Raw genomic sequence first — 5,792 nt, forward strand, 5'->3', positions numbered from 1 at the left:
CTTAACGGGTTTCAGGACGGGTTCGGGAAACTCTGTGATGAGCTGGCAAAAGTGGTGGTTTCTATCGGGGTAACCCCTGACGTTCCGGCAATCATGCAGATTAAAAATGATATTGTCAACACCAATAATCAGGCATTAAACAAAATTTTAACCTAAAAATTATGAATGATATCCTACTGAATGACGACAACGATATTTCCATTGTAAACGGTGATTTTCATATTGGAGAATCCGGACAGCAGGAAATTGAAAGCCTACTCATTGCCTTTAAAGGGGAATTTAAAAATACCCCGCTTCTGGGCGCAGAACTGCCCCGAATGCTCAAGGCAAGAAATACCCGCCAGGGGATTACCCGTGAGGTCAACGAACAGCTAAAATATGACGGCTTTACCCGCATTGACTTCAAAATTGAAGATGCTGAAAATTTCACCATAAACGCCCAAAGAGATGCCCCTTAATAAAGCCCAGCTCATCCAAAGGCTTATTACGATGTTACATAAGCCATCAACGACCGGTAATGTAGAAACCGCGGCTCAGGAACTGGCGGATGCCATCGAGGAATATGTAAAAAGCGGAACTGTGACCGGAATTTGCGGAGGTGCCGGAAGTTCTTTAACGCAGGGAAAAGTAACATAATGAAAACAATTGTTTTAACTCATCAGACTATTCTGGACATTGCAATTCAATACACAGGAACCGTGGAAAACTGCTTTGCCATCGCCGTGGCTAATGGCTTGTCGGTTTCGGACGTATTATCTGCAGGATTACCCCTTGAAATTCCTGAAGATGTATTTAAAAATACGGACGTCCTGAATTATTACGATGCCAAGAACATACAGCCTGCAACGGGCTGGTCAGCCGAACAGGACAGCGAAATACCAACATTAAAAGGGATTGGCTATATGCAGATTGCAAACGGTTTTAAAGTAAGCTAATATGAACAGTACACTTCAGGAACTCATCGGACTTATCCTTTCGCTAAAAGAGGCAAACCCTTTTTTACAGGGGCTGACCTCCAATTCTAAAACAGCAGTCTGGCGCAATATGCTGGAAACGGTGGCTTTTATGATTTTTAATTTTCAGGAAGCCCTCAGATTGCACATGAAAGAAATTGACGATAAAATCGCTGCCCAGAAAGTTCCCAATGAAAAATGGTACCGCGAGCAGGCACTCCGGTTTCAGTATGGGTTTGAACTGGATCCGCTTTCCTACACCGGGGAGTTTCTCCCAACCTATGAAGACGGAAACGGAAATATCATTACCGCAACACAGCAGGAGATCGAAGATTCAAAAATTATAAAGTATGCTTCGGTTACTGCCAATATCAGCGGAAACGGGGTAAAAAAAATATCCATGAAAATTGCCGGTGAAAATATGGACGAGGTGATTTCAGATGAAAAAGCCCTTGCTTTTAAATCGTATATCGAAAGAATACAGGCGACCGGAGACAATATTGTGGTGGTGAATTTCCTGCCGGATATTCTTTTATTAAAATACAGGATCTGTTTCGATCCCTTACTCCTGCATCCGGACGGCATGAGCATTCTGACGGCGGAGTATCCCGTTAAAATTGCCATTGAGAATTTTTTAAAAAACCTGCCATTTAACGGTGAGCTTTCTGTCGAAGCCTTGGAAAATGTTATTCAGGAAGTGAACGGCGTAAGAGACCTGCAAAAATTAGAGGTTTCGAGCCAATGGATCGAACCGGGAACCGGGTATGGATTATTCCAACCCGTTGAGATCAGCAGAATCCCCAAATCAGGGCGGTTTAAAATTGAAGACTGGAGCGGAATAGAATACATTAATTATCAGCCTGCCGAGTAATGAAAGATGAGTTATTTAATATCAGTTATAAACAGTTAGCCCTATGGTGGCTGCCTACTTCCAGGAGAAAACCGGTAACCCTTCATTTTTTGTGGTGCCTGATTTTCCCTCTTGAAGCATTATATATTGAGTTTCTGAAAAGAAGAAAACAGAATTTAATTAAAATGAATTTCAATTATCAGAAATTCTCCATGGAAAGAAGGCTTAATGATGCTTTTGATCCATTGGAAAGAAGGATCCGGATTGTAAATGCCGTACAGTATGAAGGAGTTTATTTGTATACCGAAGCCGAGGACAATCTCTATTTTTCCAAAACCCGGTGGCTTTACGGGGATGAAAATCCTCTGTACCTGCGAACGGAAGCGGAATTGTATTCAGAGTACGATTTTATCGTCAGGATTCCCGGCACGCCGATCAATATGCATCAACTCAGAGCCGAGATTGACTTTTACAAATTAATAAGCAAACGCTACAGCATAGAAATCATACCATAATGAGAATTAATATCCAATTTCTTCAGACCGGCGGTGTTCCCCTCACCAACGATTTAATGGACGTGCTCCAGGAAGCATACACCATCTTCAATGTTTTGGGGGATGTAGCCGGGCATTTAACGATTCTCTCGGGCTGTACGCCCACCGGGCAGAGCGTAAGCCCCGGTATTGTGGTGATCAACGGGGACGTCCTCTATTTTGAGGGCGGGCTGGTCACTGCTTCGGTGTATATCCATACGGCGCAGATCACCAAAACGTTTCAGGATCAGACCGATAAAATACTGATCGAAAAGAAAACGGTAAAATTCGGACTTTCTGCTCCTGACAATATGTGGAACTGGGGCGACTTTAAAAGACTGGACACGTTAAAGGTCATGATGGAAAAAATCAATGCCGCCGCAACGCAAGCCGACCTGAACGATATTAAAACAAGGCTTGACAAAGTAGAGCTCAAGACCGCTCCCATTGTTAACGGGGGGATTGCATGGTTCTGGCGTAAGCCCCTTTCTGAGATTCCGGCGGGTTGGAAACCCTGCACGGATTTTAAAGGAAAGACCATTTTCGGGCTTGATCCCAACGATCCTGTTTTTTCAACCCTGGGAACCACGGTCGGCAGCCACAGTAAAACCATCACCCAGAATAATATTCCGGATTATGTGATCCCTTTTTACGGAGCCACCAACAGCGGGCAGACCGCCGTGGGGAATGACCTTTCCGTTATCAAATGGAACGGGAAAGCCCCGGACGGATTCTATGACCATACCTACGGGATCAATTCCGGGGGAAAGGGAATGCCCATGGATGTCCTGAACCGCGGGGTCATTGTCGATTTTATAGAACCTGATTTTCAATAATATTTTACACCTCATGGCAACACCTTTAAATACACTTTTAAGCTGGTTTGAAACCGGGGATTTTCCCACACAGGCACAATTTCAGGCTTCATGGTCTTCATTCTGGCATAAGGATGAGTCCATCCCCATGTCGCAGGTTAGCGGGCTTGTCGGGCTTTTTGAACAGACGGCAAGCGCGCAAGCCCTCAGCAGCCATCTCAATGATTCGAATGCGCACGCCGGATACCTCGCAAAACTGGACGCTTCGAACCTGACCGCCGCCCATGTCAATGCATGGAAAAACAGGCTGGGCGTAGATGAGATTCCTGCCAATACCGCTCTGGTGGATACGGGACAGAGCCAGTCGGTATACAATAAAGAGCAGATCAATTCCCTTTGTATGCTGCTGGAAAACTATGTTAACAGCGACGGGAAAATTATCTCCGGAATGATTGAGGCGTTAGGTTTAACCGAGCTTATTACGGTAACACAGACTTCGTTAGCTTCTTTCATGGCTGATCATGCCAATTATACCTATGAAAAAAATGATATCATTGCCATTCCTGACGGAGCGGGAAATTATTCTTTATACATCTATAAAGGAGGCAGCAAAACCTCGGCTGATAATTATATTCCCACCGGATTAACGAATCTCACCATTGCAATGGTTCAGGGCTTACAGGCAGCTTTGGACGGCAAAATGAATAAGCCGACCGCAAGCGGAAATTATTACGCAAGGTATTTTCTCGGGCAGGTTTCATGGGCTGCCATTAATCCTGCTTCCGGTTACCTGCTGTTCTGGAACGGAAATGATTTTACAGGATCCCGCATTTATACAGACGGTACGAAATTCGGGATCGGTACAACGGCACCTGCTGAAATGCTGCATCTCAGCAATGGAAGGATCCGGAGTAAAGCAGTGGTTTTCGATGAAAATACGGAAACCCTGCCGTATCAGATCACGCACTCAAACAGGCGTTATTATGGCTCGGATTTAACCGGAGCAGCCAGAATGTTTATGTACAGGGATTACGCAGACTATAAAGCACTTTGGGAAGGCTTTACCGACGCACAGAAAAATGAAATAAAAACGATCGCAAACGGTGGCTGGACGACCAATACCATGAGTGTAGCCATTATAACCCCGCCAATTGCGGCGAAACAGGATACAGCACAGTGGTTTGTAATGAGGGGTGCCAATCTGAATCTGAATCCCGCAGGTTTTGCCGTGTATCTGGTAGATGCAGGAGGTACTGAGTTTCAGGTTCCCAACAGTCAGGTGCAATTATATACCAGCGGTTTAGACCTTTCCTTCTGGTATAATTTTAAAGATCTCGCTTTGGGAACCTATAAGGTTAAGCTCTGGAACGGCGCGGCTTCTTATACAACCGGGGCAAGTGTTACCATTACTCTGGTTTCTAATGTAATCCCGATTGATTTTTCAGGGATGACGTGGGAGAAAGCGTCAACCACTCCGGCACAGGTCAACAACACCATCAATGCCTCCGGTACCACGGTAAGCCATTATCCAAATTCAGGCAATGCACCATATACTGAATTTGAAACGGTTGTATGTGCAGCCAAGTCGGGTACAATAATTTCGGATAATGAAAATTTTTATTTGAAAGCTTCTGTTACGGTAGGTTCAGGACGTTTAACAAGCTGGGGGAATATCATCGGTGTCGGTCTTTCTTCCAATCCTCTGACTTTGGTAAACAGCAGTCAGGCATTTTCTAAAATAAAACAAAATAATGACTCCAGTTCAGTGAAATATGGCTGGGCGGATATATCGTCATCTGTGATATCGGGAGGCTTCAATGTAGGACAATTCCAATCCATACCCTACGAAGTGATGATTATGAGAAACCAGGGCATTTATACCATTATCGTTTCCACCGGTTCAGTATCGGCAACTTTTGTAAAAAGTGGTTCAAACGGAGCTTTGTCTTTGTTGTATTACGGATTCAGTGCGGCAGATATTGACGGGATTACGCCTCCCACGGCGTGTACATCCAGTGTAAGTTTCATTGAAGGTTATAAATTTTAATAAATAAGATCATGAATACTGAATTAATAGTAACGCCTGAAGTGCAGGCAGTATTAGACGCCATAAAAAACACCGGTAAATCATGGCATGAAATGATGCTTCCGGATCATCCGATGTATCCGCAGTTTGCAAGGAAATTAGTGGTAACAGGTTTTAATACTCCGGATATGGAAGGCGGGGAAGACCGTATTTACGTCAATGTCCGCCAGTACCTGATTATAAAGGACGGCAATATCATCCATAAACGGTTAAAAATGCCAGACTGGATGATCCATGAAGGAAATGTGGAACAGGTCATGGGAAAGGACGGTTTTTTAAAAGGCATCTACAGGACAACGGATGATGACGGACAGGTTACCGACGAAAAAGAAGCCATACTAAAAGCTCCGTCTGTACAGTATATCCGCTTTCTGATCAAAACAAAAGCCGCCCATCTGGTGGATATTTTACAGCAGTTTATGGGGCTGTATACAGAACTTTTTGATAAAGAAATTAACGAAATATAACAATGAAAGAATTGATAACGGAACCTGTGGTTGCCTTTCTCGGAGCCCTTTTGACAGGACTGGCAGGATTTATATTCGGAAAGAGAAA

The 5,792-nt window shown here is 44.1% G+C and carries 8 protein-coding genes; all 8 read left to right on the forward strand.

All coding sequences use genetic code 11. The features are described from left to right. Positions 1-161: 161 nt before the first annotated feature. The 8 genes from BW951_RS22010 to BW951_RS22045 all read left to right on the forward strand — a co-directional run bounded on the left by BW951_RS22010 (position 162) and on the right by BW951_RS22045 (position 5,704). Entirely contained in the window at positions 162-458 is a 297-nt protein-coding gene (locus BW951_RS22010; protein ID WP_076396818.1) for a hypothetical protein, read from the forward strand. After that, positions 448-636 (forward strand): hypothetical protein, encoded by a 189-nt coding sequence (locus tag BW951_RS22015; protein WP_076396820.1) that lies wholly within the window; start codon positions 448-450, stop codon positions 634-636. Before BW951_RS22010 ends, BW951_RS22015 begins: the two co-directional genes overlap by 11 nt. Beyond that, positions 636-935 carry a hypothetical protein gene (locus BW951_RS22020; protein WP_076396822.1) on the forward strand — a complete coding sequence of 100 codons (300 nt, stop codon included), beginning with the start codon at positions 636-638 and terminating at the stop codon, positions 933-935. Before BW951_RS22015 ends, BW951_RS22020 begins: the two co-directional genes overlap by 1 nt. Position 936: 1 nt before the next feature. Continuing rightward, entirely contained in the window at positions 937-1,824 is an 888-nt protein-coding gene (locus BW951_RS22025) for a hypothetical protein (RefSeq protein ID WP_076396824.1), read from the forward strand. Then, a complete protein-coding gene (locus tag BW951_RS22030) occupies positions 1,824-2,318 on the forward strand; it encodes a hypothetical protein (protein WP_076396826.1) in 495 nt (164 codons plus the stop codon). The genes BW951_RS22025 and BW951_RS22030 overlap by 1 nt, the downstream gene beginning before the upstream one ends. Before the next feature lie 224 nt (positions 2,319-2,542). Beyond that, entirely contained in the window at positions 2,543-3,172 is a 630-nt protein-coding gene (locus BW951_RS22035; protein ID WP_139326241.1) for a hypothetical protein, read from the forward strand. 13 nt (positions 3,173-3,185) lie between these two features. Then, positions 3,186-5,198 (forward strand): hypothetical protein, encoded by a 2,013-nt coding sequence (locus BW951_RS22040; protein ID WP_076396830.1) that lies wholly within the window; start codon positions 3,186-3,188, stop codon positions 5,196-5,198. Positions 5,199-5,209: 11 nt separating this feature from the next. Continuing rightward, complete coding sequence (locus tag BW951_RS22045) at positions 5,210-5,704, forward strand: hypothetical protein (RefSeq protein ID WP_076396833.1); 495 nt, start codon at positions 5,210-5,212, stop codon at positions 5,702-5,704. Positions 5,705-5,792: the final 88 nt, after the last annotated feature.

It is taken from the genome of Chryseobacterium gambrini (assembly GCF_900156825.1).
Taxonomy (GTDB): domain Bacteria; phylum Bacteroidota; class Bacteroidia; order Flavobacteriales; family Weeksellaceae; genus Chryseobacterium; species Chryseobacterium gambrini.